Annotated in this window: 27 protein-coding genes; 14 read left to right on the top strand and 13 right to left on the bottom strand. The window is 62.6% G+C overall.

Annotation, left to right across the window (positions count from 1 at the left end):
* Positions 1 to 9 precede the first annotated feature (9 nt).
* Positions 10 to 414, bottom strand: coding sequence for a 4-carboxymuconolactone decarboxylase (pcaC, locus tag FHT79_RS04515; protein ID WP_047612703.1), 405 nt, complete (start codon positions 412 to 414; stop codon positions 10 to 12).
* Positions 411 to 1,220: a 3-oxoadipate enol-lactonase gene (pcaD, locus tag FHT79_RS04510; RefSeq protein ID WP_047612705.1), complete on the bottom strand. Its 810-nt coding sequence runs from the start codon at positions 1,218 to 1,220 to the stop codon at positions 411 to 413. The genes pcaC and pcaD overlap by 4 nt, the downstream gene beginning before the upstream one ends.
* A gap of 94 nt (positions 1,221 to 1,314) precedes the next feature.
* Here pcaD and pcaQ point away from each other — a divergent pair, with 94 nt between their 5' ends.
* The 4 genes from pcaQ (at position 1,315) to FHT79_RS04490 (ending at position 4,215) form a co-directional block, all read left to right on the top strand.
* A complete protein-coding gene (pcaQ, locus tag FHT79_RS04505; RefSeq protein ID WP_028757563.1) occupies positions 1,315 to 2,232 on the top strand; it encodes a pca operon transcription factor PcaQ in 918 nt (305 codons plus the stop codon).
* A 19-nt stretch (positions 2,233 to 2,251) separates the two neighbouring features.
* On the top strand, positions 2,252 to 2,941 hold the full coding sequence (locus tag FHT79_RS04500; protein ID WP_097595637.1) for an isoprenylcysteine carboxylmethyltransferase family protein: 690 nt from the start codon (positions 2,252 to 2,254) through the stop codon (positions 2,939 to 2,941).
* An 81-nt stretch (positions 2,942 to 3,022) separates the two neighbouring features.
* Positions 3,023 to 3,547, top strand: a complete 525-nt coding sequence (locus FHT79_RS04495) for an MbcA/ParS/Xre antitoxin family protein (protein ID WP_047612708.1) — start codon at positions 3,023 to 3,025, stop codon at positions 3,545 to 3,547.
* Complete coding sequence (locus FHT79_RS04490; protein WP_047612710.1) at positions 3,544 to 4,215, top strand: RES family NAD+ phosphorylase; 672 nt, start codon at positions 3,544 to 3,546, stop codon at positions 4,213 to 4,215. Before FHT79_RS04495 ends, FHT79_RS04490 begins: the two co-directional genes overlap by 4 nt.
* Positions 4,216 to 4,238: 23 nt before the next feature.
* Here FHT79_RS04490 and FHT79_RS04485 read toward each other — a convergent pair whose 3' ends face one another.
* Positions 4,239 to 4,880, bottom strand: coding sequence for an alpha/beta family hydrolase (locus tag FHT79_RS04485; protein ID WP_097595638.1), 642 nt, complete (start codon positions 4,878 to 4,880; stop codon positions 4,239 to 4,241).
* 70 nt (positions 4,881 to 4,950) lie between these two features.
* Between FHT79_RS04485 and FHT79_RS04480 the strand changes: the two genes are divergently transcribed.
* Positions 4,951 to 5,133 carry a hypothetical protein gene (locus FHT79_RS04480; RefSeq protein ID WP_047612715.1) on the top strand — a complete coding sequence of 61 codons (183 nt, stop codon included), beginning with the start codon at positions 4,951 to 4,953 and terminating at the stop codon, positions 5,131 to 5,133.
* Positions 5,134 to 5,450: 317 nt separating this feature from the next.
* Here the strand turns inward: FHT79_RS04480 and FHT79_RS04475 are convergent, their stop codons facing one another.
* Genes FHT79_RS04475 through FHT79_RS04465 form a run of 3 tightly spaced genes read right to left on the bottom strand, consistent with a single transcriptional unit; the run spans position 5,451 to position 6,874 of the window.
* Complete coding sequence (locus tag FHT79_RS04475) at positions 5,451 to 6,071, bottom strand: glutathione S-transferase family protein (protein WP_028757559.1); 621 nt, start codon at positions 6,069 to 6,071, stop codon at positions 5,451 to 5,453.
* Positions 6,064 to 6,549 carry an SRPBCC domain-containing protein gene (locus FHT79_RS04470; RefSeq protein ID WP_080759865.1) on the bottom strand — a complete coding sequence of 162 codons (486 nt, stop codon included), beginning with the start codon at positions 6,547 to 6,549 and terminating at the stop codon, positions 6,064 to 6,066. The genes FHT79_RS04475 and FHT79_RS04470 overlap by 8 nt, the downstream gene beginning before the upstream one ends.
* Complete coding sequence (locus FHT79_RS04465; RefSeq protein WP_028756051.1) at positions 6,530 to 6,874, bottom strand: metalloregulator ArsR/SmtB family transcription factor; 345 nt, start codon at positions 6,872 to 6,874, stop codon at positions 6,530 to 6,532. The genes FHT79_RS04470 and FHT79_RS04465 overlap by 20 nt, the downstream gene beginning before the upstream one ends.
* A 511-nt stretch (positions 6,875 to 7,385) precedes the next feature.
* Here FHT79_RS04465 and FHT79_RS04460 point away from each other — a divergent pair.
* A complete protein-coding gene (locus FHT79_RS04460; RefSeq protein ID WP_028757206.1) occupies positions 7,386 to 7,646 on the top strand; it encodes a DUF982 domain-containing protein in 261 nt (86 codons plus the stop codon).
* Between the two features lie 291 nt (positions 7,647 to 7,937).
* Positions 7,938 to 8,639, top strand: coding sequence for a DUF899 family protein (locus FHT79_RS04455; RefSeq protein ID WP_183902990.1), 702 nt, complete (start codon positions 7,938 to 7,940; stop codon positions 8,637 to 8,639).
* 18 nt (positions 8,640 to 8,657) lie between these two features.
* Here FHT79_RS04455 and FHT79_RS04450 read toward each other — a convergent pair whose 3' ends face one another.
* The 6 genes from FHT79_RS04450 to hutI all read right to left on the bottom strand — a co-directional run bounded on the left by FHT79_RS04450 (position 8,658) and on the right by hutI (position 15,411).
* A complete protein-coding gene (locus FHT79_RS04450; protein WP_028756049.1) occupies positions 8,658 to 9,287 on the bottom strand; it encodes a J domain-containing protein in 630 nt (209 codons plus the stop codon).
* Positions 9,288 to 9,461: 174 nt separating this feature from the next.
* Positions 9,462 to 10,037 (bottom strand): HutD family protein, encoded by a 576-nt coding sequence (locus FHT79_RS04445; RefSeq protein ID WP_097595641.1) that lies wholly within the window; start codon positions 10,035 to 10,037, stop codon positions 9,462 to 9,464.
* Positions 10,038 to 10,042: 5 nt separating this feature from the next.
* Positions 10,043 to 11,716 carry a urocanate hydratase gene (hutU, locus tag FHT79_RS04440; protein ID WP_047612722.1) on the bottom strand — a complete coding sequence of 558 codons (1,674 nt, stop codon included), beginning with the start codon at positions 11,714 to 11,716 and terminating at the stop codon, positions 10,043 to 10,045.
* Positions 11,717 to 11,760: 44 nt separating this feature from the next.
* The gene (gene hutG / locus FHT79_RS04435; RefSeq protein WP_097595642.1) at positions 11,761 to 12,564 is read right to left on the bottom strand and encodes an N-formylglutamate deformylase; all 804 of its coding nucleotides are present in this window, start codon (positions 12,562 to 12,564) and stop codon (positions 11,761 to 11,763) included.
* A gap of 52 nt (positions 12,565 to 12,616) precedes the next feature.
* On the bottom strand, positions 12,617 to 14,152 hold the full coding sequence (gene hutH / locus FHT79_RS04430; protein WP_063475975.1) for a histidine ammonia-lyase: 1,536 nt from the start codon (positions 14,150 to 14,152) through the stop codon (positions 12,617 to 12,619).
* A complete protein-coding gene (gene hutI / locus FHT79_RS04425; RefSeq protein ID WP_183902989.1) occupies positions 14,149 to 15,411 on the bottom strand; it encodes an imidazolonepropionase in 1,263 nt (420 codons plus the stop codon). Before hutI ends, hutH (FHT79_RS04430) begins: the two co-directional genes overlap by 4 nt.
* Positions 15,412 to 15,533: 122 nt before the next feature.
* On the opposite strand from hutI, the gene FHT79_RS04420 reads away from it, so the two are divergent.
* The gene (locus FHT79_RS04420) at positions 15,534 to 16,880 is read left to right on the top strand and encodes a formimidoylglutamate deiminase (RefSeq protein WP_097595643.1); all 1,347 of its coding nucleotides are present in this window, start codon (positions 15,534 to 15,536) and stop codon (positions 16,878 to 16,880) included.
* 120 nt (positions 16,881 to 17,000) lie between these two features.
* Positions 17,001 to 17,723: a histidine utilization repressor gene (gene hutC / locus FHT79_RS04415; protein WP_028756042.1), complete on the top strand. Its 723-nt coding sequence runs from the start codon at positions 17,001 to 17,003 to the stop codon at positions 17,721 to 17,723.
* A 34-nt stretch (positions 17,724 to 17,757) separates the two neighbouring features.
* Here the strand turns inward: hutC (FHT79_RS04415) and hutC (FHT79_RS04410) are convergent, their stop codons facing one another.
* Positions 17,758 to 18,513 carry a histidine utilization repressor gene (gene hutC, locus FHT79_RS04410; RefSeq protein WP_028757215.1) on the bottom strand — a complete coding sequence of 252 codons (756 nt, stop codon included), beginning with the start codon at positions 18,511 to 18,513 and terminating at the stop codon, positions 17,758 to 17,760.
* Positions 18,514 to 18,709: 196 nt separating this feature from the next.
* Between hutC (FHT79_RS04410) and FHT79_RS04405 the strand changes: the two genes are divergently transcribed.
* The 5 genes from FHT79_RS04405 (at position 18,710) to hutH (FHT79_RS04385) (ending at position 23,389) form a co-directional block, all read left to right on the top strand.
* On the top strand, positions 18,710 to 19,552 hold the full coding sequence (locus FHT79_RS04405; RefSeq protein ID WP_028759047.1) for a transporter substrate-binding domain-containing protein: 843 nt from the start codon (positions 18,710 to 18,712) through the stop codon (positions 19,550 to 19,552).
* Between the two features lie 106 nt (positions 19,553 to 19,658).
* Entirely contained in the window at positions 19,659 to 20,384 is a 726-nt protein-coding gene (locus tag FHT79_RS04400; RefSeq protein WP_028759048.1) for an ABC transporter permease subunit, read from the top strand.
* Positions 20,385 to 20,394: 10 nt separating this feature from the next.
* The gene (locus FHT79_RS04395; RefSeq protein ID WP_028759049.1) at positions 20,395 to 21,099 is read left to right on the top strand and encodes an ABC transporter permease subunit; all 705 of its coding nucleotides are present in this window, start codon (positions 20,395 to 20,397) and stop codon (positions 21,097 to 21,099) included.
* Positions 21,100 to 21,122: 23 nt separating this feature from the next.
* Positions 21,123 to 21,899 (top strand): ATP-binding cassette domain-containing protein, encoded by a 777-nt coding sequence (locus FHT79_RS04390; protein ID WP_047614846.1) that lies wholly within the window; start codon positions 21,123 to 21,125, stop codon positions 21,897 to 21,899.
* On the top strand, positions 21,896 to 23,389 hold the full coding sequence (gene hutH / locus FHT79_RS04385; protein WP_183902988.1) for a histidine ammonia-lyase: 1,494 nt from the start codon (positions 21,896 to 21,898) through the stop codon (positions 23,387 to 23,389). The genes FHT79_RS04390 and hutH (FHT79_RS04385) overlap by 4 nt, the downstream gene beginning before the upstream one ends.
* The last annotated feature ends 1 nt before the right edge of the window (position 23,390 follow it).

Below are 23,390 nucleotides of genomic sequence, written 5' to 3'. Positions count from 1 at the left end.
TTTTCCCCCTCAGGCCGCCTTGTCGGCGTCCATCTGTGCAAAGGTCTGCTTTGCGATCTTGATCGCGTGATTGGCGGCGGGAACGCCGGCATAGATCGCCACATGCAGCAGCGCCTCGCAGATATCCTCACGGGAGGCACCCGTATTGACGGTGGCGCGCACATGCATGGCGACCTCGTCGTCCTGGCCGAGCGCCGCGAGCAGAGCGATGGTGACGATCGAGCGCTCGCGCTTCGTCAGCGCCGGGCGCGACCAGACATGGCCCCAGGCGGCTTCGGTGATCAGTTCCTGGAAGGGACGGTCGAACTCCGTCGATGCGGCGGCGGCTCGGTCGACATGGGCGTCGCCGAGCACGGCGCGGCGGGTCGCCATGCCTTGGCGATAGCGCTCGGAGGAGGACGCGGTTTCGTTCATGGGCTGTTTTCTCCAGGTGTAATGGATGTGAGGAAGGCGCGGATGACCGCCGTCAGCGCTTCCGGCTGCTCGACGCAGGGAATGTGCGCGCAATTGGGGATGACCTCATAACGCGCGTCGGGGATAAGCTTGGCGGTCGAGAGCACCAGATCGGGCGGCGTCGAGCCATCCTGGTCGCCGACGACGCAGATTGTCGGGACAGTGATCGTCTTTGCAGTTTCGGTAAAATCGGCGTCGCGGATCGCGGCGCAGGCAGCGACATAACCTTCGACCGGCTGACGCGTCAGCATGTTGCAATAGCCTGAATAGGCGGTGTTTTCGGGCCGGCGGAAGGCCGGCGTGAACCAGCGCTCCATGATGGCGTCGACGATGCTGCCGATGCCGTTTTTCTCGACGGCGGCAATGCGGGCGTTCCAGCTCTCTGCTGTGCCGATCTTATGGGCGGTGTCGCACAGGATCAGGGCACTGACCAGGTCCGGCCGGCGCTGATAGAGCGACTGGGCGATGAGGCCGCCGACGGAGAGGCCGCAGACGACGGCCTTCTTGACCGACAAGAGATCGAGCAGGCCGGCGAGATCCGTCGCATGATCTGCAATCGATGAGGGGAGCTGGCCGACATCGGACAGGCCGTGGCCGCGCTTGTCGTAAAGCACGATAGGGAATTCGCCGGCAAGCCGCACCACGACGTCGCGCCAGATGCGGAAATCCGTCCCGAGCGAATTGGTAAAGACGATCACCGGCCTGTCGGCTGGTGCACCGATGACCTGATAATGGATCGTCACGTCGTTTATGCGGGCGAATTGCACGTCATTCTCCTCCTGAAGGCGAAATTGAATGTTTGATCCGGTTAAGTAAAATGATATTTTCAGGCTTTTCGATAACTTCGGAGTTATGTGAGCGATGATCGACAGCCGCGTCAAGTTTCGCCATCTGCAGACCTTTGTCGAGGTGGCGCGGCAGAAGAGCGTCATGAAGGCCGCCGAATTGCTGCATGTCAGCCAGCCGGCGGTCACCAAGACAATCCGCGAACTGGAACAGGTGCTAGGTGTCGATGTCTTCGAGCGCGACGGCCGCGGCATCAAGATCACCCGTTACGGCGAGGTCTTCCTGCGGCACGCTGGTGCGGCGCTGACGGCGCTGCGCCAGGGTCTCGATTCCGTCTCGCAGGAGCAGTTTTCCGAAGCGCCGCCGATCCGGATCGGCGCGCTGCCGACGGTGTCATCGCGAATCATGCCGCGGGCGATGGAGCTCTTCCTCAAGGAGAACACCTGGAGTCGGGTGAAGATCGTCACCGGCGAGAATGCGGTGCTCTTGGAGCAGCTTCGTGTTGGCGATCTCGATGTCGTCGTCGGGCGTCTGGCAGGCGCCGAGAAGATGGCCGGCTTTTCCTTCGAGCATCTTTATTCCGAACAGGTAGTGTTTGCCGTGCGCCCCGGCCATCCGCTGCTCGACGGCCGGCAATCGCTGTTTTCAGGTTTCGGCAACTACACGGTGCTGATGCCGACGCGGGGTTCGATCATCCGGCCGGTGGTCGAAAATTTTCTCATCGCCAATGGCGTCGCCAGCCTGCCCAACCAGATCGAGACGGTATCGGATTCCTTCGGCCGCGCTTTCCTCCGGGCAAACGACGCGATCTGGATCATTTCCCACGGCGTGGTGGCCGACGATGTCGCCGACGGGCGGCTGGCGCTTCTGCCGATCGATACCGGCGAGACCAAGGGGCCGGTCGGATTGACGATGCGCGCCGATGCCGTTCCGTCGCTGCCGCAATCGATCCTGATGCAGACGATCCGGGAGGCGGCAGGCGAGGTTTCCTGAGGTAATGGAGGACGGACCGATGGAGGATCAGAAGAGGAGTCTCGGCAGGCGGGCGACGGAAGCGACGGTGAAATTCGTCGCAGTGCTTGCGGCGATGATCTTCATCGCGGCGGGCTCGCTGTCCTATTGGCAGGGCTGGCTGTTCCTTTTCAATTTTGGCGGCTGGATTGTCGCGACGACGGCCTATTTCCTGAAATATGACCGCGCCTTGCTGGAACAGCGGCTGCATGTCGGGCCGGCTGCGGAGCGGGAACCGGCCCAGAAGCGCATTCAGCTTTTCAACGGCATCGTGCTGATCGCGCTCTTCATCGGTTCGGCGCTCGATTACCGGTTCGGCTGGTCGGCCATTCCGGCGCCGATCGTGATTTTCGGCAATGTTCTGATGGCGGCCGGCTTTTACGGCTGCTTCCTCGTGCTGCGGCAAAACAGCTTCGCTTCGGCAACGGTCGAGATCCGCCGGGATCAGCGGGTCATTTCAAGCGGGCTCTACAGCGTCGTGCGTCATCCGATGTATGCGGCGGCGCTGGTGCTCTTCGTCGGCATACCGCTGTCGCTCGGCTCCTATTGGGGCCTGCTGGCCATCCCTCCTGCCTTTGCCGGACTTGTCGCGCGACTGCTGGACGAGGAGAAACATCTGACAAGAGACCTGCCGGGTTACGCCGAATACCGCCGCGAGGTCCGCTACCGGCTGCTGCCTGGGCTATGGTGACGGCTCCATTGGAGCAATTCTTGAAATCTGTTGCCGAATGCCCAGATTTGGACTATGTCTAATTCAAGACAGGAGGCTGTTATGCAGCATGCGCGACGCACCGAGCACCGGGAAGACCAGGGGCCACAGCGGCTGGACATGGATCGCTTTGCGCCGGCAAATCGCAAGAGGCTAAGCGCACCGGCCTTGCGGACCTTCCTGGCGATCGCCGATCTCTGGGGGCTGACGGAAGAGCAGCGTCTGCTCGTACTCGGTTACCCCTCCCGGTCGACCTACCACAATTGGGCCAAACAGGCGCGCGAGCACGGCGCTTTCACGCTTGACGTCGATACGCTGACCCGGATCTCGGCGGTGCTCGGCATCCATCAAGCACTCGGTGTGCTTTTTGCCGATGAGCGCGCCGGCGTCGCCTGGCTGCGCACGCCGCATCAGGCGCCGGTTTTCGGCGGGCATCCACCGCTTGATATCGTGACCAGCGGAACTCAGGACGGGCTGATGACCGTCCGCCGGTTTCTCGACGGCGCGCGCGGCGGTCTCTACATGCAGCCGAACAGGCTCGACGAAGCCTTCGCGCCTTACGAAGATGCGGACATCGTCTTCCGGTGAGGGATCGATTTGCAGAGGCGCCGCGTCCGTCACACCGGCTGATCCCGTCGCAATTTCCACCGATCGGCCTTTTCGAGACGGTGACGCGGGTGGCCGACCTCGAAGCGGTGATGGAACTCGTCGGCTGGACCAACGACCGTCTCGTCGCCGATCGCATCCAACGGCTTCCCGAAAACGAGTGGGTTTACGGCAGGCCGAACGCCAGTATCGTCATGGCGGCTTTCCTGCATGTTGCGCCGGGAGGAATGCGGTTCAACGGTCCTGATCTCGGCGCCTGGTATGCCGCCGACGAACTCAGGACAGCCGCCGCCGAGGTCGGCCATCATCTCCGGCGCGAGGCTGTCGCACGCGGGGTAGCAACGATGGCACGCACCTATCGAAGCTATGCGGCCGCCCTGATTGGCGATTACCTCGACATTCGCGGCGAAGAGAGGCTGCGGCCCGATGTCTATGACGGCACCAGCTATGCGGCGTCGCAAGTGCTGGGGGAAGAGGTGCGCTCGAGCGGCGGCGCCGGTATCCTCTACGACAGTGTCCGGCTGAGAGGCGGGGTGGCCATCGTCGCGCATCGGCCACGCAACATCCGGGACGTCGTGCAGGCCGATCATTTCGAAATCACCGTTTCCGCCACCGACCGGCGCATCGATATCAGGAAGCTTGCCGCCTGATAGCGGCAATCGCAAGGTGAGCCTCAAACCGGCAATCGTTCGGCCCAGGCCTTTGCCGCCTTGGCCATCGTGGCGAGGTGATCGGCGCTCGAGAAGCCGGAGATCGTCTTGCGCGGCTTGAGGTCGTGGTCGCCATCCTCAAGCCAGAGGATCTCGATCCTGTCGGAGAGATCATAGCCCGGCACCTCGTCTCGTGTGCCGAATTCGTCGCGCGTTCCCTGGCAGATCAAGGCGGGCGTCCTCAGCCCGGCGAGATGGGCGGTGCGCAGCTTCTCCGGCTGGCCGGGCGGATGGAAGGGATAGCCGAGGCAGAGCAGGCCGGCGATCTTTCCCCTGTGATAGAGATCGTCGGCGATCATGCTGGCGACCCGGCCGCCCATCGACTTGCCGCCGATGATAAGCGGGCCGCTGGCGCCGAGCGCGGCAATGGCCGCCTCATATTCGGGATTGAGCGATTCGGCGCGCGGCGGCGGCTTGCGGCCTTCCGAGGTGCGGCGGGCGGCCATATAGGCGAATTCGAAGCGGGCCACACGGAAGCCAACGCCGGCAAGCGCATTTGCCGCTGCTGTCATCGACGCCGAATCCATCGGCGCGCCGGCGCCATGTGCCAGAAGGATGGTGAAACGCGCATCCTGAGGACCCTGCAGCAGAAACCTGTCAAGCATCGGTAATCCTCCATGCCGTCGTCGGAACCATGTCGACGGCCGTGACTTCTTCACTGAAAGGAGACTGACAATGTCGACGAATGATCAAAACGTAAAGCCCGAGCAGCGGCGTCCCAAAGATGTCGGCGCCGTTCCCGACAAGCCGGAGCCCGCAGACGCAGAATCGATGGCGCCGCCGGCGATGCAGCCGGCCGGGGTCGGGGACAAGAGCGAACGACCGGTGGTCAATCCCGTCAGTGGAGTTGCCATCTGACGCACCTTGTCAACGTCCTGCCGAATAGCCCTTGAAACCGGGGCGCAAAGGGTCCATATACCGGCCCTGCCTGAAAAATGGATGCGCGCGGTATCGACGTTGTCGAACTGTTCGTTGTCCGACAGGATAAGGGCGCTCCCCGCAAGGGTCGAGCGCCCTTTTTGCTTTACAGCCCTTGCGCATATCGCCGCTTTCGCTTGTCTGATGGCGGAAGGAATTTCAGCGACGGAGAAGCGAGGCCCTGTGGAGCGAATTACCGGCAAAACTTTTAGAAACGTGGGCGGAAATAATAAGCACGGAACAGCGGCCGCACCTTGTTACGCCGGGAAAGGGTTTCTCCACGCATCTAGTTGTTCAAGCCGTTCGTACCACGCCTGAATATGCGTAAACTCGGAAAGTGGAATCTCAGCAGAAGTCGCATAAGGAAGTGCAGCGGCCAATGCGAAATCTGCGACAGTCAGCGTCTTCCCGACCGCGACGCTGTTAGTAGCCAAATGGTCGTCGAGCACGCGAGCATGTAGTCGGAAGCTCGTCTTCGCATCTTCGATCACGGCGACGTCAGGCTCCCCGCCGAACAAAGGTTTGATCAAGTATTCAAACCACAAGGCTGCCGCGTGCCGGGTGAAATGACTCGCGTCCCAGCTCAGCCACCGGAGGACGTCGATCTGCCTGTGGTCATGCGGCCAGAAATCCGAGCCAACTCTGTCAGACAATCGGCACATGATGGCATTCGCTTCCCACAAGGTTCCGGCATCATCCTGCAGCACAGGGACTTTCCCGTTCGGGTTGAGAGCTAGGAATTCCGTCGTACGCTGCTCTCCGCTGGCTAGGTCAATCCTTATGAACTCCACGTCGGCTTTAAGAAAACGGGCAGCGGCGCAGGCCTTCCGAGGATTGAGCGTCTCGCAATAGTAAAGCTTCATCGCCGCCTTACTCATGATCCGGCCTTTCGGACGTAGCCCCCAGAAAAACGCCCAGTCGCTCGAAGCTTTGCGACCAACCACCTTCATGACCCTTAAGTGATGATGCGTCTTCAAATCCACTTTGCCGAAACGTCATTTCCGTTCCTCCGTCGCTTTCCTTTAACGTGATGGTGACGACTGTTTCCGGGCTTTTTTCGCCGGTTCCGATCTCCCAGGCATGTGTGAAGACAAGCCTGTGCGGAGGGTTGACCTCAAGGTATTTTCCGCTAACCCAGTGCTCCTCTCCATCTGGCGCTATCAGACAGGCGCGGTGTCTACCGCCGGGCCAGACTTCAAGCTGGTCGCCCACCGCCTTGAAGCCGTGAGGACCGCTCCATTGCGCTAGCGCTTTGGGGTCGGTCCATGCTCTGAAAACGAGATCGCATGGGGCATCGAACCTTCGTACAAAAACCAGATCGCGGGCGTTGTCAGTATCAGTCTCCGGATTTGTCATCTTCGTATCCTTGTACCTTGGACAAATAGCCATCGAGACGATCAAAGCTCTGATCCCAGAAGCGTCTGTAATCGCCAATCCAATCAGAGATTTTCTTCAATGCGTCCGGCTCAAGTTCGCGGGGACGCGAAGTCGCTTCACGGCCGGAGCGGATCAAACCGGCCTGTTCCAGGACCTTGAGATGCTTTGAAATGGCAGGCTGAGACAGCTCGAAGGGATCTGCGAGTTCGGCCACGGTCGCCTTGCCGTGAGCAAGCCGCCCCAGAATTGCTCTCCTTGTTGGATCTGAAAGTGCGGAGAAAATCGCATCGAGGCTGCTTTTCATATATCACCACATGGCTATATAACCGAATGGATATATTACTTATCGCGATGTGTCAAAGGCAATCTTCCGGTAGGTTGGCAACAGAGAATCATGCGTTGGCAACAGAGCGGGAAGTCCCGCGTCTGTCGTGCCGGAGTAGGAGGCGACTACGGGATCTCTTTTTGCCGCTCTGCTGATGAAGTGTTTCCGGTTGCAGAGGCACACCGCGCTCGCTGATGCCGCCGCGGAGCAGTTTGAGTTTGCTGAGGAGGCAGAAGACCGGGAAGGGCGTCTGGTAAAAGCATGTCGGCGGCCTTGGTGGCTTCAGCATGGCGGGTAATGAGGCCGGCGACCGTTTCCCTGCCAGCTGGTGCCCATGCTTATGCTGGCGACGCCGAGGCTAAAGCGCCCCTTAAGAAATATTCTCCTTTCCATTATGCGGCCTCCAAAACGAGCTTCGGCATGCGAGCGAAGAACACGGAACGGTTCTTGCACAGTTACTAATATGTTTACTGTGGGGAGACCTAATGTCATGAAGTGGTGCACATCCGCAGAGTTTGCCCCTCTGATGTTCGTTGTGAGTGGGTCGGAAAAATACAAGCTTGTCGCAACCCTTTTCCAGGCTGCCGAGATGCTGACGGTTGGCTGGCCGATCGACGACGGAGAAGAGTACCTTATCGCGATTAGCGCGTGCCGACATGCAATTCATGGGGAAATTCCGGCGCAGGACGCGCGAGCAGCGCTTATCCGTGCCGCCGACGAAGCTGGCATTCCGGTGATCACCGTTCACTGAGTTTCGCAGCCGACGGTGAAATGAGTTCGGCGCGGCGTCCTCTAGGAAGGGCGCAATGCTGATCATGAGCTGGTTCGATGATCCGCATTTCGGAACGCATAATCTTGATCTGCTTGGCTTTGGCGATCCGGGCACCGGGCCGGCCAAAGCGCGGGGCGAATATTTTCCGTCGGCTTCTGTCGATTTTCGCATCAGCCGATCGTCCTTGTAATGATGTGCTGCGACCCGGTCGTGGCTTCAGCACGTCCTTTGCGCGTCTGAGGCGCGCGGCAACAGAAGGAGGATATCGTCATGGATAATCGGCATCTGGTACCCGCCGCAGTGCTTGCGGCCAAGAACGGCGCCCGCTTCCCGAATGAGAGCGAGGCCTATCGCAGCGCCCGCGAAGCGCTGCTGGCCGAAGAGATCGAATTGCGCCGTCATATCGAGCGCGTGGCAAGACAGCGCCGGGCGCTGCCGCCGGGCGGCGAGGTGACAAAAGAATACCGCTTCGAAGGCAGCGATGGGCCGATCTCCTTTGCCGAGTTCTTCGCCGACAAGGATACGCTGATCGTCTACAGCTACATGTTCGGCCCACAACGCGAGCGCCCATGCCCAATGTGCACCTCGCTGCTGTCGGCCTGGGACGGCGAGGTACCTGACATCCAGCAGCGCGCCGCCCTTGCGATCGTCGCCCGCTCGCCGATCGAAAGGCTGCTCGCCTTCAAGAAGGAACGCGGCTGGCACCACCTGCCGCTCTACTCCGACATGACGGACGATTACAGCCGCGACTATCGCGCGATCGGCAGCGACGGCAGCGATGGCGCCGCCTTCAACGTCTTCACGCGGCGCGACGGCACCATCCGCCATTTCTGGAGCGAGGAGATGGGCGAAGCGACGGCCGATCCCGGCGAGGATCCGCGCGGCGCACCTGATCTGATGCCGCTCTGGACCGTGCTCGATGCGACGCCCGAAGGCCGGGCGCCGGACTGGTATCCGAAACTGTCCTATTAAGATCGGCCGCGTCGTCCGTCAGCCGGTGGAGCGGTTTCTGGAGGTCTCGACCCATTCGATGTTGGTGACCGCGGCATCCGGCAGCGGCGGCGGATCGATGTCGTATACATAGCCGCTGAGCATATCGGCGGCGCGTTCGGTCGCCTTGATCTTCGCCTCGGTTTCCGCGACCGCTTTGGCGATGGCTTCGATGCGGGCACGGAACATGTGGGCAAGCACATCGCGACCGGACTGCTTTTCGAGCCGTTCCAGATGCAGGCCGATGCGCGAGGCGTGGCGCTCCAATTCGCTCTTGCTGAAACGGGCCTTGCGCAGTTCTTCGGAAAGGCTTTCCTGCATGACAGCGACGGGATCGAAACTTCCCGGCGCGCGCTCGTCGAGCACGGCGTCGGTGACGAGCTTCTCGATCATCACGAGCGCCTGCAGCTCGGCGGCATCGGCGAATTCAACGTCGTAACCGGTATCGTCGTAGACCTTGCGCCGGACCGGATCGAGAAGCAGCCCATAGGCTTTCTGCAAATTGGCAAAGGCGTCCGAATCACCGCCCGAATCGGGGTGGGCAACTTTCGCCAGACGCCGGTAGGCGGCCTTCAGCTGCGCCTCGTCCGCATCGCGTTCAACGCCGAGAATATCGTATGGATCCGTCACGCCTGCTCCCTTGCTCCCCGCATGTTGCGGGCAGTCTAGGTCTTCTTCTGCATCAGAAGGGCAAAGTTTAGACCGAAAGCAGGAATGACGTCCATGGCCCGAGATCAGGATAGTCGATGCGCATGCTTAGCCAAATTATCGATTGTTCAATCTTTTCAAATCGTTATTTGAAAGTCAGCCTGTGGTGATCGATGCGAGATAACATTTGGCTTTACCATCGACCTCAAGCGCGATCGCGGCCGCATCCTCAATCAGCAGCGCATCGCCGGCCGCAAGCGCGCCGGTCTCGCCGCCCCGCCGGAAGGAGAGCGCGCCACCATGGCAGAGGAACAGGCATGTCGAGGGCGGCAGCGGCAGGGTGCTGCTGCCATCGACGTCGATCCGGACCAGCCTGTGGGCGAGCCCGTCGCGGCGCGTCATGATGTTGAGATCGGTGATCGCACCGTCCTGGAGCCTGGCCGCGACGGGGATATCCGCCGGGAAGGCCAGGGGATCGCTTGCCGTCGTCAGCAGCACCGGCGTGCTGCCTTCGATATCGAGCACCATGCCGTTGCCATCGAGGATCGCCAGCGTGCGGTCGATGCCGGGAAAAATCGAAAACGGGCCGTCGGTTGCGACGGTCGCCATACTGACGCGCCAGTCAAAACCGGCAAGACCGGCATTCTCAGGCGAAACGGCGATTTCCACCGTTTCGCCGCCGCCGTTCTTCCAGGGCATGCGTTTACAATCACCGGCGCGCAGGATTCTCACCGGGTTCAGTTCCCGAGAATGCCGGGCAGGCGCAGGCCCTTTTCCCGGGCGCAGTCGAGGGCGATCTCGTAGCCGGCATCGGCATGGCGCATGACTCCGGTCGCCGGATCGTTCCAGAGCACGCGTTCGAGACGCTTTGCCGCATCATCCGTGCCATCCGCGCAGATGACGACGCCGGAGTGCTGCGAGAAGCCCATGCCGACGCCGCCGCCGTGATGTAGCGATACCCAGGTGGCGCCCGACGCGGTGTTGAGCAGGGCGTTCAAAAGCGGCCAGTCGGAGACGGCGTCGGAGCCGTCCTTCATGGCTTCGGTTTCGCGGTTCGGCGAGGCGACGGAGCCGGAATCGAGGTGGTCGCGGCCGATGACGATCGGAGCGGAAAGCTCGCCGTTCTTGACCATTTCATTGAAGGCCAAAGCGAGGCGATGACGGTCGCCGAGTCCGACCCAGCAGATGCGCGCTGGCAGACCCTGAAAGGCGATGCGTTCCCTGGCCATGTCGAGCCAGTTGTGCAGGTGGGTATTCCCGGGCGTCAGCTCCCTTACCTTGGCATCTGTCTTGTAGATATCTTCCGGGTCGCCTGACAGGGCTGCCCAGCGGAAGGGACCGATGCCGCGGCAAAACAGCGGTCTTATATAGGCCGGCACGAAGCCCGGGAAGGCGAAGGCGTTTTCCAAGCCTTCTTCCTTGGCGACCTGGCGGATGTTGTTGCCGTAGTCGAGCGTGGGAATACCGGCGTTCCAGAAGGCGATCATCGCTTCGACATGCTCGCGCATCGAGGCGCGCGCTGCCTTTTCGACAGCCTTCGGATCGCTTTCGCGCTTGGCCTTCCATTCCGCCATCGTCCAGCCCTTCGGCAGGTAGCCGTTGATCGGGTCGTGCGCCGAGGTCTGGTCGGTGACGATATCAGGGCGAATGCCGCGGCGGACCATTTCCGGCAGGATTTCGGCGGCGTTGCCGAGCAGGCCGACGGATTTGGCTTCGCCCGCCTTGGTCCAGCGGTCGATCATCGCAAGCGCTTCGTCGAGCGTCTCGGCCTTGGCGTCGACATAGCGGGTGCGCAGGCGGAAATCGATCGAATCCGGATTGCATTCGACGGCAAGGCAGCAGGCGCCGGCCATGACGGCGGCGAGCGGCTGGGCGCCGCCCATGCCGCCGAGGCCGCCGGTCAGGATCCATTTGCCCTTGAGATTGCCGCCGTAGTGCTGGCGGCCGGCCTCGACGAAGGTTTCGTAGGTGCCCTGGACGATGCCCTGCGTGCCGATATAGATCCACGAGCCGGCCGTCATCTGGCCGTACATGGCAAGGCCCTTCTTATCCAGCTCGTTGAAATGATCCCAGGTCGCCCAATGCGGCACCAGGTTGGAGTTGGCGATCAGCACGCGCGGCGCATCCTTGTGGGTGCGGAAGACGCCGACCGGCTTTCCGGATTGCACGATCAGGGTTTCTTCTTCCGTCAGCGTCTTCAGCGTCGCGACGATCCGGTCGAAATCCTCCCAGGTGCGGGCGGCGCGGCCGATGCCGCCATAGACGACGAGTTCGTTCGGATTTTCGGCGACGTCGGGATCGAGATTGTTCATCAGCATGCGCAGCGGCGCTTCGGTCATCCAGCTCTTGGCATTGAGATCGTTGCCGCGGGGCGCGCGGATTTCACGGATATTGTGGCGTGGATTGGTCATGGCGGTTCCCCTGTTCTCAGGTTTCAATCGTCAGGTTTCGGGCGTCAGCGTTTCAGGCCTGGTGCGATCTGTTCGAGGCGCACCAGAATGTCTTTGAGATGCACGCGAAGCCTGTCCGCCTTGGTGGCGTCATAGGCAAAGGGCGGTGCCTCGGTCTGGAGATGCGTCGATTGCGCAAGCTCCATCTGGATCGCGTGCACACCGGTTTCCGGCTTTCCGTAATGGCGTGTCGTCCAGCCGCCCTTGAAGCGGCCGTTGAGCGCGCGGTCGTACCCCTCGGCGGCTTCGACGACGGTGAGCGTCGCCTGTTCGATGGCGCTGTCGCAGGTCTTGCCCATATCGGTCCCGATATTGAAATCCGGCAGCTTTCCTTCGAACAGGAAAGGAATGTGGGACCGGATCGAGTGGCAATCGTAAAGGATCGCGACGCCATGGATCGCTCTCACGCGCTCGATCTCGGCGGCAAGGGCTGCATGATAGGGCGCATGAAAATCCCGCAGCCGCGCCGCAATATCGGCCTGGTCAGGTCCCTGTCCATCCTTCCAGATCGCCTTGCCGTCAAAATCCGTTTCGGGAATGAGGCCGGTGGTGTTCTGGCCGGGATAGAGGCTGACGCCCGCCGGATCTCGGTTGGCATCGATGACGTAGCGGTGGAATGTGGCGCGCACGACCGTGACGTCGTCGAGCAGCCCGTCATAGAGGTGGTGGATGTGCCAGTCGGTATCGGCGAGAATCCTGCCATTGTCGTTGAGACGGTCGGCGATCTCAGCCGGCACTGACGTGCCGGTGTGGGGGAAGCCGAGGATGACGGGCGAGGTGCCCTGACGGATTTCGTATGGTGTGGTCATGGACAAAGTGCTCCGGTGTCTCGGGCGATACCCAAATGCACATACATCACGATCAACCCTCCAATACCGGCAATATGCCTGTTGAAACCGAGGCGTTCAGCGCGCCCGTCGCCACCAGTTCGGCAGCGGCGGCGAGGTCGTTTGCCATGTAGCGGTCGGTATCGAGGGTCGGGACCTCGCTGCGGATGGCGGCGATCGCCTTGCTCAGTTCCGGGCTTGTCGACAGCGGCGCGCGCAGTTCGACGCCTTGGGCGGCGGTCAGCGCCTCGATGCCGATGATGGCGAACAGGTTCTCCGTCATCCCAAGCAGGCGGCGGGCGCCGTGGCAGGCCATGGAGACATGGTCTTCCTGATTGGCCGAGGTCGGCGTCGAATCGACTGAGGCCGGGTGCGACATCTGCTTGTTCTCAGACATCAGCGCCGCCGAGGTGACCTCGGCGATCATCAGGCCGGAGTTCAAGCCCGGCTTCTTGGCGAGGAAGGCCGGCAGGCCGTAGGAGAGGGTGGGATCGACCAGCAGCGCGATGCGGCGCTGCGAAATCGCGCCGATCTCGCAGACGGCGAGCGCAATCTGGTCGGCGGCGAAGGCGACGGGTTCGGCGTGGAAGTTGCCGCCGGAGACAACGGAATTGTCCGACAGCACCAGCGGATTGTCGGTGACCGCGTTGGCCTCGATTTCGAGCGTGCGGGCGACCGAGCGCAGCAGATCGAGGCAGGCGCCGTCGACCTGTGGCTGGCAGCGGATGCAATAGGGATCCTGCACGCGCTCGTCGCCCTCGATATGGCTCTGGCGAATGATGGAGTTTTCGAGCAGGGCGCGAAGGGCGGAGGCCGTATCGATCTGGCCCTTGTGGCCACGCAAAGTATGAATATCCGGATGGAAGGGTGCCGAAGAGCCCATGGCGGCATCGGTGGACATGGCGCCGGTGATCAAGGCCGATTGTGCGGCGCGATGGGCGCGGAACAGGCCGGCCAGCGCCAGCGCCGTCGAGGTCTGTGTGCCGTTGATGAGCGCCAGGCCTTCCTTGGCGGCGAGCACCACCGGTTTCAGCCCGGCCCTTTCGAGGGCTTGCGCGCCCGGGAGGCGTTCGCCGGCGAAGAAGGCTTCGGCCTCGCCCATCATCACCGCCGCCATATGGGCCAGCGGCGCAAGATCGCCGGAGGCGCCGACCGAGCCTTTTTCCGGGATCAGCGGGATGACGCCTTTTTCCAGCATGCCTTCGATCAGCCGTACCAGCTCCAGCCGCACGCCGGAGGCGCCGCGGCCAAGCGAGACCAGCTTCAGCGCCATGATCAGCCGGACGATATTGTCGGGCAGCGGCGCGCCGACGCCGCAGCAGTGGGACAGGATGAGATTGCGCTGCAGCGTCGCGACATCGGCGCTGTCGATCTTGATCGAGGCAAGTTTGCCGAAGCCGGTATTGATGCCGTAGACCGGGGCATTGCCGGCGGCGATCTCGGCTATGCGGGCGGCGGCCTTGGCGATGCCGGCATCGAAGGCGGGATCGAGCCTTGCCGGCTCGCCGGTCCAATAGATGATTTCCAAATCCTTGAGCGAGACGGAGCCTGGATGGAGCGTGATGGTCATCGACCGTTCCTTTCGCCCTTGAAGATACGCGAGTGAAGCGGGTTGAAGCCGATGCGGTAGACGAGTTCGGCGAGGCTTTCGATATTCCAGACGGCGAGATCGGCGGACTTGCCGGGCTCGATCGTTCCTGTCTTGTCGAGCAGGCCGAGCGCACGGGCGCCTTCGCGGGTGGCGCCGGCGATGCATTCCTCGACGGTCAGGCCGAACAGCGTCGCCGACATGTTCATGGTGAGTAGCATCGAGGTGAGCGGCGAGGTGCCGGGATTGCAGTCGGTGGCGATCGCGATCGGCACGCCTGCCCGCCGCAATGCTTCGACCGGCGGCTTCTGCTTCTCATGGATGGCGTAGAAGGCGCCGGGCAGCAGCACGGCGACGGTGCCGGCTGCGGCCATCGCCGCAACGCCGTCTTCGTCGAGATATTCGAGGTGATCGGCCGAAAGTGCGCCGTAGGATGCAGCGAGCTTGGCGCCGCCGAGATTGGAGAGCTGCTCGGCATGCAGCTTGACCGGCAGGCCAAGCGCTTTGGCCTTGTCGAAGACGCGGGCGATCTCCGTCGTGGAAAAAGCGATGCCCTCGCAGAAGCCGTCGACGGCATCGGCGAGACCGAGATTGAACATATCGTCGAGACCGGGCAGGACGACATCATCGAGATAATCGCCGTTGCGGCCTTTATATTCCACCGGCGTCGCATGGGCGCCGAGATAGCTGGTGGCGACGCGCACCGGTCTGATATGGCCGAGCAGGCGGGCGCTCTGCAGCATCTTCACTTCGCCGGTTCGGTTCAGCCCGTAACCGGACTTGACCTCGATCGTCGTCACGCCTTCGGCAAGCAGTGTGTCGAGTCGCGGCAGGGCCTCGGCGACGAGCTCCTCGACCGACAGCGCATTGGTCGCCTTCACCGAGGAGACGATGCCGCCGCCGGCGCGCGCGACTTCTTCATAGGTGGCGCCTGCAAGGCGCATTTCGAATTCGCGGGCGCGGTTGCCGCCGTGGACGATATGGGTGTGGCAGTCGACGAGGCCGGGCGTCACCCAGCGGCCTTCGAGATCGACGATCTCGGAATGTTCGATGGCCGATGCGGGCAGATCGCTTTCGGCACCGGCAAAGGTGATACGGCCATTCTCGATCAGCACGGCGCCCTTTTCGACGATGCCGAGGCCTTCTTTACCAGGCGCAAGCGTGGCGAGCCGCGCATTGCGCCAAAGCGCCGGCCTGACGTCGGCGGATGAGGCTTCCTCTGAAAAATTGTTCCCGGTCATCAGCTTTGCGCCTTTCCTTATGTCAAAACATGTATATACATAATCAACAGGTGACAAGTGAAATTTTGCGCGCTTTTCTGGAAAAGAAAGATCGGCGGCGCGGCAAGAGGAGAGGGAAGGCGATGACCACGCTTCACGCAGACACGGCGCTGACGCCGGAAGGCTGGCAGAAGAATGTACGGCTGACGCTCGAGGCCGGGCGCATCGCGCGGGTCGAAATCGGCGTTTCTCCCGAGCCGGGCGATGAACGCCACACGCTGCTCGTTCCCGCCATGGCGAACCTGCACAGCCATGCTTTCCAGCGGGCGATGGCCGGCCTTGCGGAAGTGCGCGGCCCGGCCAACGACAGCTTCTGGAGCTGGCGCACTGTTATGTACAAGTTTGCCCTGGCGATGACGCCCGAGCATGTCGAGGCCGTCGCGGCCAAGCTTTATGCGGAAATGCTGGAAGCCGGCTTTTCCCGCGTCGGCGAGTTCCACTATCTCCACCATGACAGGGATGGCAGCGCTTACGCCAATATCGCCGAGCTTGCCGAACGCATCGGCGCTGCCAGCGCAGAGACCGGCATCGGCCTGACATTGCTGCCGGTCTTCTACGCCCATTCCGGCTTTGGCGGCGCTGCGCCGATCGACGGCCAGCGGCGTTTCATCAATTCGCTCGAAAGCTTCGAAAGACTGATGGAGGGATGCCGGGCAGTGACCGGCCGGCTCGATGGCGCCGAACTCGGGCTGGCGCCGCACAGCCTGCGCGCCGCGACACCCGAGGAACTCACGAGGCTCGTGCCGATGGCCGGCGACGGTCCCATTCATATCCATGTCGCCGAACAGGTGAAAGAGGTCGAGGATTGCATCGCCTGGTCCGGCGCGCGGCCGGTGGAATGGCTGCTCGATCATGCGTCCGTGGATGAACGCTGGTGCCTGATCCATGCAACGCACATGACCGAGGACGAAACGCGGCGGATGGCGAAAAGCGGCGCAATCGCCGGCCTCTGCCCGATCACCGAAGCCAATCTCGGCGACGGCGCCTTTGCCGCGCCACTCTTCCTCGAAGAGGGCGGGCGTTACGGCATCGGCTCGGATTCCAACGTGCTGATCTCCGTGCCGGAGGAACTGCGCCAGCTCGAATATTCGCAGCGCCTGGCGCTTCGCGCCCGCAATGTCGTCGCAACCCCCGGCGGTTCGACGGCGCTTTCGCTGTTCACGCATGCACTTGCCGGCGGCGGTGCCGCGCTGAAAGCGCCGGCAGGTCTCGCCGAGGGCCATCATGCCGATATCGTTTCGCTCGATATTTCAGCCGTTCCCTATCTCGCGGGTGATCAGATCCTCGACCACTGGCTGTTTGCCCGCGGCGTTTCCGTCGATTGCGTCTGGGCGCGCGGCCGCAAGCAGGTGGAGGGCGGTCGCCACCGTGAACGCGACGCTATCGACCGGCGGTTCCTGGCCGCAATGGGCGAATTGCTTGCCGCCTGAAAAAGAGCTTTTCCCATCCCGATATTCGAATTAGAGCAATTCCAGCAAAAGTGCGTAGCGGTTTGCGTCCGGAATTGCGCTAAAACAAAGAGATAGCGGGGAGCCAACCGGAGCGTGGTAATGGACCAAAGCAGGGATCCCACCTTGCATCAGCGCATCCTGAGCGACATCGAGGGCCATATCGTCTCAGGCGAATGGCCGCCGGGGCACCGTATTCCCTTCGAGGTCGATCTCGCCACACAGTATGACTGTTCGCGCATGACGGTGAACAAGGTTCTGACCCAGCTTGCCAAGGCCGGCCTCATCGAGCGGCGCAAGAAGTCCGGCAGCTTCGTCACCCAGCCGCAGGCGCAATCGGCCGTTCTCGAAATCCACGATATCAAGGCCGAGGTTCAGTCGCTGAACCTGCCCTACTCCTATGCGGTATCGAAGAAGACGAGCCGCAAGGCCAAGGCGGACGACAGCCGCCGGCTGGAACTGCCTGTGGCGTCCTCGGTCGTCGAGGTCGTCTGCATCCACAATGCCGGCGCGCGGCCCTTTTGCCTGGAGGAGCGACTGATCAGCCTTGCGACGGTGCCGGAGGCGGCCAATGCCGATTTCCTGGCGATGGCGCCGGGTCCCTGGCTGCTCAACCAGGTGCCCTGGAGTACGGCCGAACACCGGATCCATGCCGTCTCCGCCAATGCCGAAGTGGCCGCAGCGCTCGATATAGCACGCAACACCGCCTGTCTCGTGGTCGAACGCCGCACCTGGAGCGGCGCCGGGCCGGTGACGCATGTGCGCTTCACCTATCCGGGCGATCGTCACGCGCTGGTGGCACGGTTCACGCCGGCGTCACAATAACGGCCATGTTCCATATACAACATGGCCGATGCTTTCATTCCTCGAACATCTTGCCGCTGCGCGCTTCCAGCCGGTAGCGGTGACCGGGATAGACGAGGCGGGCGGTCGATACCACCTGTTTTGCCGACCATGTGCGCCGGCGGATCGTCAGGCAGGGTTCGCTCTTCATGATGGTCAGCAACTTGCATTCCCAGGCCTGCGGCATCGCCGCCTCGACGACATGCTCTGAACCGCTGAGCGGGGCTGCGGCCGTCAGATAGGCGTTCGGCGTCAGCGTCGAAAAATCCTGGTCGAGATATTCCGGGGCCGCCTCCGGATGAACGAAGCGGTCCTCGATCTGCACCGGAACGCCGTTTTCGCTGTGGACGATCAGCGAGTGGAAAACCGCAGCGCCAATCGGCAGTTCCAGCGCGTCGGCAACCTCGGGAGAGGCTGTTTCCTGGGCGAGAACGACGACGGAGGCTTCGTGGACATGACCGCGTTCGGCGATTTCCTCGGCGATGTTGCGGACCTCGAACAGCGCCGAATAACCCTTGCGCTCGGCGACGAAGGAGCCGACGCCTTGGATGCGGACGAGTTCGCCCTCATTGGCAAGTTCGCGCAGCGCCCGGTTGGCGGTCATTTTGCTGACGCCCAGCTCGACGACCAGCTCGTTTTCCGACGGCACGCGGTATTTCGGCGGCCACTCGCCGCTGTGGATGCGGTCGAGGATCACCTGCTTGACGCCGGCATAGAGCGGCGTGCTGTCATTTTCCGCCAGTTCGCGCTTCATCTCGCCGGAACGCTTCATTGCCTATTCCTTTTGCACGAAGGGAATTCGCCGCATAAAGCGACTTTCCTCTTGCATATCACAAAATATCTCATATGGTACCATATACAACCTCCCAATCGGTCCTTAAAACAGAAATAGGACGGGAAAGGGCAAGCCGGCGCAGATCGGCCGTGGTGCCGCAAGGTCTGTTTCAACTCCAGAGGAGAATTCACAAATGAAATTTAGCGCAATCCTGTTTTGCGGTGTGGCGGCTTTTACCGCTTTTGCCGCGCCGGCCTTTTCCAAGGACTGGACGAAGGCGACCATCACGCTCGAAGGTGCCTATGCGCCCTGGAACCTCACCAATGCCGACGGCACGCTCGGCGGTTTCGAGCCCGAACTCGCCAAGGTGCTGTGCGAGCGCGCCAAGATTGAGTGCACGTTGGTTGCTTCCGACTGGGACGGCATGATCCCGGCGCTCAACGCCGGCAAGTTCGACGTCATCATGGATGCGCTGTCGATCACCGAAGAGCGCAAGCAGGTGATCGATTTCACCATTCCCTATGCCGCCACCCCTGCCGCCTTCGCGACCGCCAAGGACAGCCCGCTGGCAAAGGCCGCCGGCACCGGCGCCACGATCAAGATGACGCCCGGCCAGACCGGCGTGAAGGAGATCGACGCGCTGAAGGCCGCATTCAAGGGCAAGACGATCGGCATCCAGGCGGCGACCGTCTACGCCAAGTTCGTCTATGACAATTTCGGCGATATTGCCGAAATCCGCGAATACAAGACCGGCGCCGACCGCGACCTCGACCTGCAGAACGGCCGCATCGACCTCGGCTTCGACGATGCCGTCTATTTCGCCAACGCGTTCAAGACCGCCAACGACACGCTCGCCTTCACCGGCCCCGAGATCGTCGGCTCGATCTGGGGCGAGGGCGAAGGCCTCGGCATCCGCAAGGCCGATACGGACCTGCGCGACAAGTTCAACGAAGCGATCAAGTCGACGCTTGCCGACGGTACGGTCAAGAACCTGTCGATGAAGTGGTTCCAGGTCGACGTCAGCCCGCAGGAATAAGCGTTTCGGCCTTTCGGCCGCAAACATGTTGTCTCCGGCTTTATCGCCGGAGACAGCATGTTATTGTCAATCCGCAAAACACTGCCACGGACGGGGAACGGACGATATGGCAAGCTTGGAACTGCTCGGCTTCGGCTCGACCGGATGGGGCGCGCTGCTCATTGCCGCCGCCTTGATGACGCTGGCTGTGACGGCGACGGCGCTGGCGATCGGCGCCGTGCTCGGCGCCACCGTCGCGGCGGCAAAACTCTCCGGCAATCTTGTTCTCGTCACGCTCGGCAACGTCTATACGACCGTATTTCGCGGCGTTCCCGAACTGCTGATCATCTATCTCATCTATTTCGGCGGCTCCTCGGCCGTCACCTCGATCGGCCAGGCGATGGGTTACGAGGGCTTCCTCGGTCTGCCTTCATTCATCGCCGGCGCGCTTGCCGTCGGCATCATTTCCGGCTCCTACCAGGCGGAGGTGTTCCGCGGCGCCTTCCTCGCCATCTCCAAGGGCGAGCTCGAAGCGGCCTCGGCGATCGGCATGCATCGCGGCCTGCGCTTTCGCCGCATCATCATGCCGCAGGTGCTGCGCCTGGCCATTCCCGGCCTCGGCAATGTCTGGCAGCTCAGTCTCAAGGATTCGGCGCTGGTCTCCGTCACCGGCCTTGCCGAATTGATGCGCACCAGCCAAGTGGCGGCGGGCTCGACCCGGCAATATTTCCTGTTCTTCATCGCCGGCGGCTGCCTCTATCTGATCCTGACCAGCCTTTCGGACCGCATCTTCAACGGGGCGGAGCGCCGCGCCAACCGCAGCATGCCGGCATCCGCCATGGGCCAGGCGTAAGGAGGGAATGATGGATTTCACCTTCATCGCCTCGACCATGGTCACCCTGCTCAAGGCCGTACCGACAACGCTCATCCTGTTTTCCCTGTCGATCCTCTGCGGCGGCCTGCTGGCGCTCGTCATCGTCTGGATGCGGGTCAGCGGCAATCCGGTGCTTTCGGGCTTCGCCAAGGGCTACATCTTCGTCTTCCGTGGCTCGCCGCTCCTGATCCAGATGTTCCTGGTGTTCTACGGCCTCGGCCAGTTCGGCGTCATCCGTTACTCCTTCCTCTGGCCGTTCCTGCGTGAGCCGATGGTCTGCGCCGTGCTGTCGCTGGCGCTCTGCACGGCCGGCTACACGGCCGAGATCTTCCGCGGCGGCATCCGTGCCGTCTCGCCGAAGGAGATAGAGGCGGCGCGCTCGATCGGCATGTCCGGCTTCCTGCTGGTGCGCCGCATCCTGGCGCCGATTGCCTTCCGCCATGCGCTGCCGGCCTATTCCACCGAGATCGTGCTGATGATGAAGTCGACGGCGCTCGCAAGCCTCGTCACCGTCTGGGAGGTCACCGGTGTGGCCCAGCGGCTGATCTCGCAGACCTACCGCACGATGGAAGTCTTCCTCTGCGCGGCGATCATCTATCTCGTCCTGAACTTCATCATCCTGCAGGGCATGGCCTTGCTCGAATATTCGCTGTCCCGACATCGCCGCGCCATTCCGCAGGCGCTGAAGGCGTAAGCGGCCTAACCATTGGAGCACTCATGCCAGGCGTCACCCGACTTTCGGTCCGCAATATCCGCAAGAGCTTCGGTACGCACGAGGTCCTGCGCGGCATTTCCCTCGATGCCGAAGACGGCGATGTGATTTCGCTGCTCGGCGCCTCCGGCTCCGGCAAATCGACCTTCCTGCGCTGCATCAACCTGCTTGAAACCGCCAGCGACGGCGAGATCTGGGTCGACGGCGAGCATATTCAAATGGTTCACAAGAACGGGAAGAGCAAACCCGCCAGCCAGAAGCAGGTGGACCATATCCGCTCCGAACTCGGCATGGTGTTCCAGTCCTTCAATCTCTGGTCCCACATGACGATCCTGCAGAATGTCATCGAGGGGCCGATCCATGTGTTGAAGCGTCCGCGGGCCGATTGCATCGCCGAGGCCGAGGCACTGCTTGAAAAGGTCGGAATCGCCGACAAGCGCCATGCCTATCCCGCCCATCTCTCCGGCGGCCAGCAGCAGCGCGCCGCCATCGCCCGGGCGCTGGCGATGAAACCGAAGGTCATGCTCTTCGACGAGCCGACCTCGGCGCTGGACCCCGAGCTTGTCGGCGAGGTGCTGCGTGTCATGCGCGCGCTGGCCGAGGAGGGCATGACCATGCTCGTCGTCACCCATGAGATGAGCTTTGCCCGCAACGTCTCGAACCGCGTCGTCTTCATGCGCGAAGGGTTGATCGAAAGCAGCGGCAAGCCGGACGACATGTTCACCGGCGGCGCCACACCCGCTTTCCGCCAGTTCATCGGCCATTTCGGAAGCGGTCAATGACGATCACCATCGATGCATTGCTGACCTGGCGCGATGTCGCGCGCGTCGGGGCAGGGGAGGCGCTGTCGCTGTCGCCCGGCGCCTGGGCGCGGGTCGAACAGGCAAGCCGCATCGTCGCGCGCATCGTCGAGACGGGGGTGCGGGCCTATGGCGTCAACACCGGCGTCGGGGCGCTCGCCGATACCGTGGTCGATCGTGCCTCGCAGAGCCTGCTGTCGCGCAGCATCGTGCTCAGCCATGCCTGCGGCGTCGGGCCATTGCTTGATGCCCGCGAGGTGCGCGCCATCATCGCAGCGCAGATTGCCAATTTTGCCCATGGCCACTCCGGCGTGCGGCGCGAGATCGTAGAGCATCTCGCTGCCATGCTGGAACATGATTGCATTCCCGACGTGCCGTCCAAGGGCTCTGCCGGTTACCTCGTCCACAATGCCCATATTGCGCTGGTCCTCATTGGCGAAGGCAGCGCTCAGTTGGCCGGCCGGCGCCTGAGCGGCCGCGAGGCGCTTGCCGCGATCGGCCTCGAACCGTTGGTGCTCGGCGCCAAGGAGGGCTTGAGCCTGGTCAACGGCACGGCCTGTGCCACTGGCCTGACGGCCGTTGCGCTTTCCCGCGCCGAACCGCTGCTCGACTGGGCCGATGCGATCGCGGCGCTGACGCTGGAAGCGGCAGGCTGCCAGATCGCCGCCTTCGACGCAGCGGTGCTGGCGTTGCGCCCATCGGCCGGCATAGAGAAGGTGGGAGCGACGCTGCGTGCGCGGCTTCAGGGCAGCGGCCTTGTCGCCGCCGCCTTCGGCCGGCGCACGCAGGATGCGCTCAGCCTTCGTTCGGTGCCGCATGCCCATGGCGCTGCCCGCGATGTCTTCGATAATTCCGCCCGCGTCGTCGATCAGGAGCTTGCTTCGGTGACCGACAATCCGGCTGTCTCAGGCACGCCGGAACAACCGATCGTCTCTTCCGAGGCGCATGCTGTTGCCCCAGCGCTCGGGCAGGCGGCCGATAGCCTGGCCATTGCGCTCGCACAGATCGGAGCGATCAGCGAACGGCGCATGGACCGGCTCGTCAATCCGCTGGTGAGTGGTCTGCCGCCCTTTTTGGCGAGCGATGCCGGCAGCCATTCCGGCTTCATGATCGCCCAATATACCGCTGCCGCACTCAGCAACGAGAACCGCCGCCTTGCCGCACCCGCGGCCATGGACGGTGGGCTGACTTCCGGCCTGCAGGAGGACTTCCTGGCGCATCCCACAGCTGCCGCCGGCAAGCTCCTCGCCATCATCGACAATGCCGAATATATCCTGGCGATCGAGCTGATGGCGGCGGCCCAGGCACATGATTTCCTGGCGGCAAAGGCGCCGCGGGCGGCCGGCACGGGCCTTGTCTACCAGGTCGTGCGCCAGCATGTTTCCCATTATGGCGACGAGCGGCCGCTCAACGGCGATATCGAGACTGTGCGCAGCCTGATCCGCGAGACCGCGCCGCCGCCGCTCGGCTGAT

Source organism: Rhizobium sp. BK212 (assembly GCF_014197475.1).
Taxonomy (GTDB): Bacteria; Pseudomonadota; Alphaproteobacteria; order Rhizobiales; family Rhizobiaceae; genus Rhizobium; species Rhizobium anhuiense.
This window is presented reverse-complemented; position numbering and strand designations above follow the sequence as displayed.

What these genes read in the sequence shown, in the direction of transcription:
- hutH (WP_063475975.1), bottom strand. Translation starts at nt 14,152, where the DNA reads ATGACCATCACGCTCCATCCAGGCTCCGTCTCGCTCAAGGATTTGGAA.
- FHT79_RS04465 (WP_028756051.1), bottom strand. Translation starts at nt 6,874, where the DNA reads ATGAAAAGCAGCCTCGATGCGATTTTCTCCGCACTTTCAGATCCAACA.
- pcaQ (WP_028757563.1), top strand. Translation starts at nt 1,315, where the DNA reads ATGATCGACAGCCGCGTCAAGTTTCGCCATCTGCAGACCTTTGTCGAG.
- FHT79_RS04390 (WP_047614846.1), top strand. Translation starts at nt 21,123, where the DNA reads ATGCCAGGCGTCACCCGACTTTCGGTCCGCAATATCCGCAAGAGCTTC.
- hutC (WP_028756042.1), top strand. Translation starts at nt 17,001, where the DNA reads ATGGACCAAAGCAGGGATCCCACCTTGCATCAGCGCATCCTGAGCGAC.
- FHT79_RS04405 (WP_028759047.1), top strand. Translation starts at nt 18,710, where the DNA reads ATGAAATTTAGCGCAATCCTGTTTTGCGGTGTGGCGGCTTTTACCGCT.
- FHT79_RS04400 (WP_028759048.1), top strand. Translation starts at nt 19,659, where the DNA reads ATGGCAAGCTTGGAACTGCTCGGCTTCGGCTCGACCGGATGGGGCGCG.
- hutC (WP_028757215.1), bottom strand. Translation starts at nt 18,513, where the DNA reads ATGAAGCGTTCCGGCGAGATGAAGCGCGAACTGGCGGAAAATGACAGC.
- FHT79_RS04495 (WP_047612708.1), top strand. Translation starts at nt 3,023, where the DNA reads ATGCAGCATGCGCGACGCACCGAGCACCGGGAAGACCAGGGGCCACAG.
- hutG (WP_097595642.1), bottom strand. Translation starts at nt 12,564, where the DNA reads ATGACCACACCATACGAAATCCGTCAGGGCACCTCGCCCGTCATCCTC.
- hutI (WP_183902989.1), bottom strand. Translation starts at nt 15,411, where the DNA reads ATGACCGGGAACAATTTTTCAGAGGAAGCCTCATCCGCCGACGTCAGG.
- hutU (WP_047612722.1), bottom strand. Translation starts at nt 11,716, where the DNA reads ATGACCAATCCACGCCACAATATCCGTGAAATCCGCGCGCCCCGCGGC.
- FHT79_RS04420 (WP_097595643.1), top strand. Translation starts at nt 15,534, where the DNA reads ATGACCACGCTTCACGCAGACACGGCGCTGACGCCGGAAGGCTGGCAG.
- FHT79_RS04470 (WP_080759865.1), bottom strand. Translation starts at nt 6,549, where the DNA reads ATGACAAATCCGGAGACTGATACTGACAACGCCCGCGATCTGGTTTTT.
- FHT79_RS04500 (WP_097595637.1), top strand. Translation starts at nt 2,252, where the DNA reads ATGGAGGATCAGAAGAGGAGTCTCGGCAGGCGGGCGACGGAAGCGACG.
- FHT79_RS04485 (WP_097595638.1), bottom strand. Translation starts at nt 4,880, where the DNA reads ATGCTTGACAGGTTTCTGCTGCAGGGTCCTCAGGATGCGCGTTTCACC.
- hutH (WP_183902988.1), top strand. Translation starts at nt 21,896, where the DNA reads ATGACGATCACCATCGATGCATTGCTGACCTGGCGCGATGTCGCGCGC.
- FHT79_RS04455 (WP_183902990.1), top strand. Translation starts at nt 7,938, where the DNA reads ATGGATAATCGGCATCTGGTACCCGCCGCAGTGCTTGCGGCCAAGAAC.
- FHT79_RS04475 (WP_028757559.1), bottom strand. Translation starts at nt 6,071, where the DNA reads ATGAGTAAGGCGGCGATGAAGCTTTACTATTGCGAGACGCTCAATCCT.
- FHT79_RS04480 (WP_047612715.1), top strand. Translation starts at nt 4,951, where the DNA reads ATGTCGACGAATGATCAAAACGTAAAGCCCGAGCAGCGGCGTCCCAAA.
- FHT79_RS04460 (WP_028757206.1), top strand. Translation starts at nt 7,386, where the DNA reads ATGAAGTGGTGCACATCCGCAGAGTTTGCCCCTCTGATGTTCGTTGTG.
- pcaC (WP_047612703.1), bottom strand. Translation starts at nt 414, where the DNA reads ATGAACGAAACCGCGTCCTCCTCCGAGCGCTATCGCCAAGGCATGGCG.
- FHT79_RS04395 (WP_028759049.1), top strand. Translation starts at nt 20,395, where the DNA reads ATGGATTTCACCTTCATCGCCTCGACCATGGTCACCCTGCTCAAGGCC.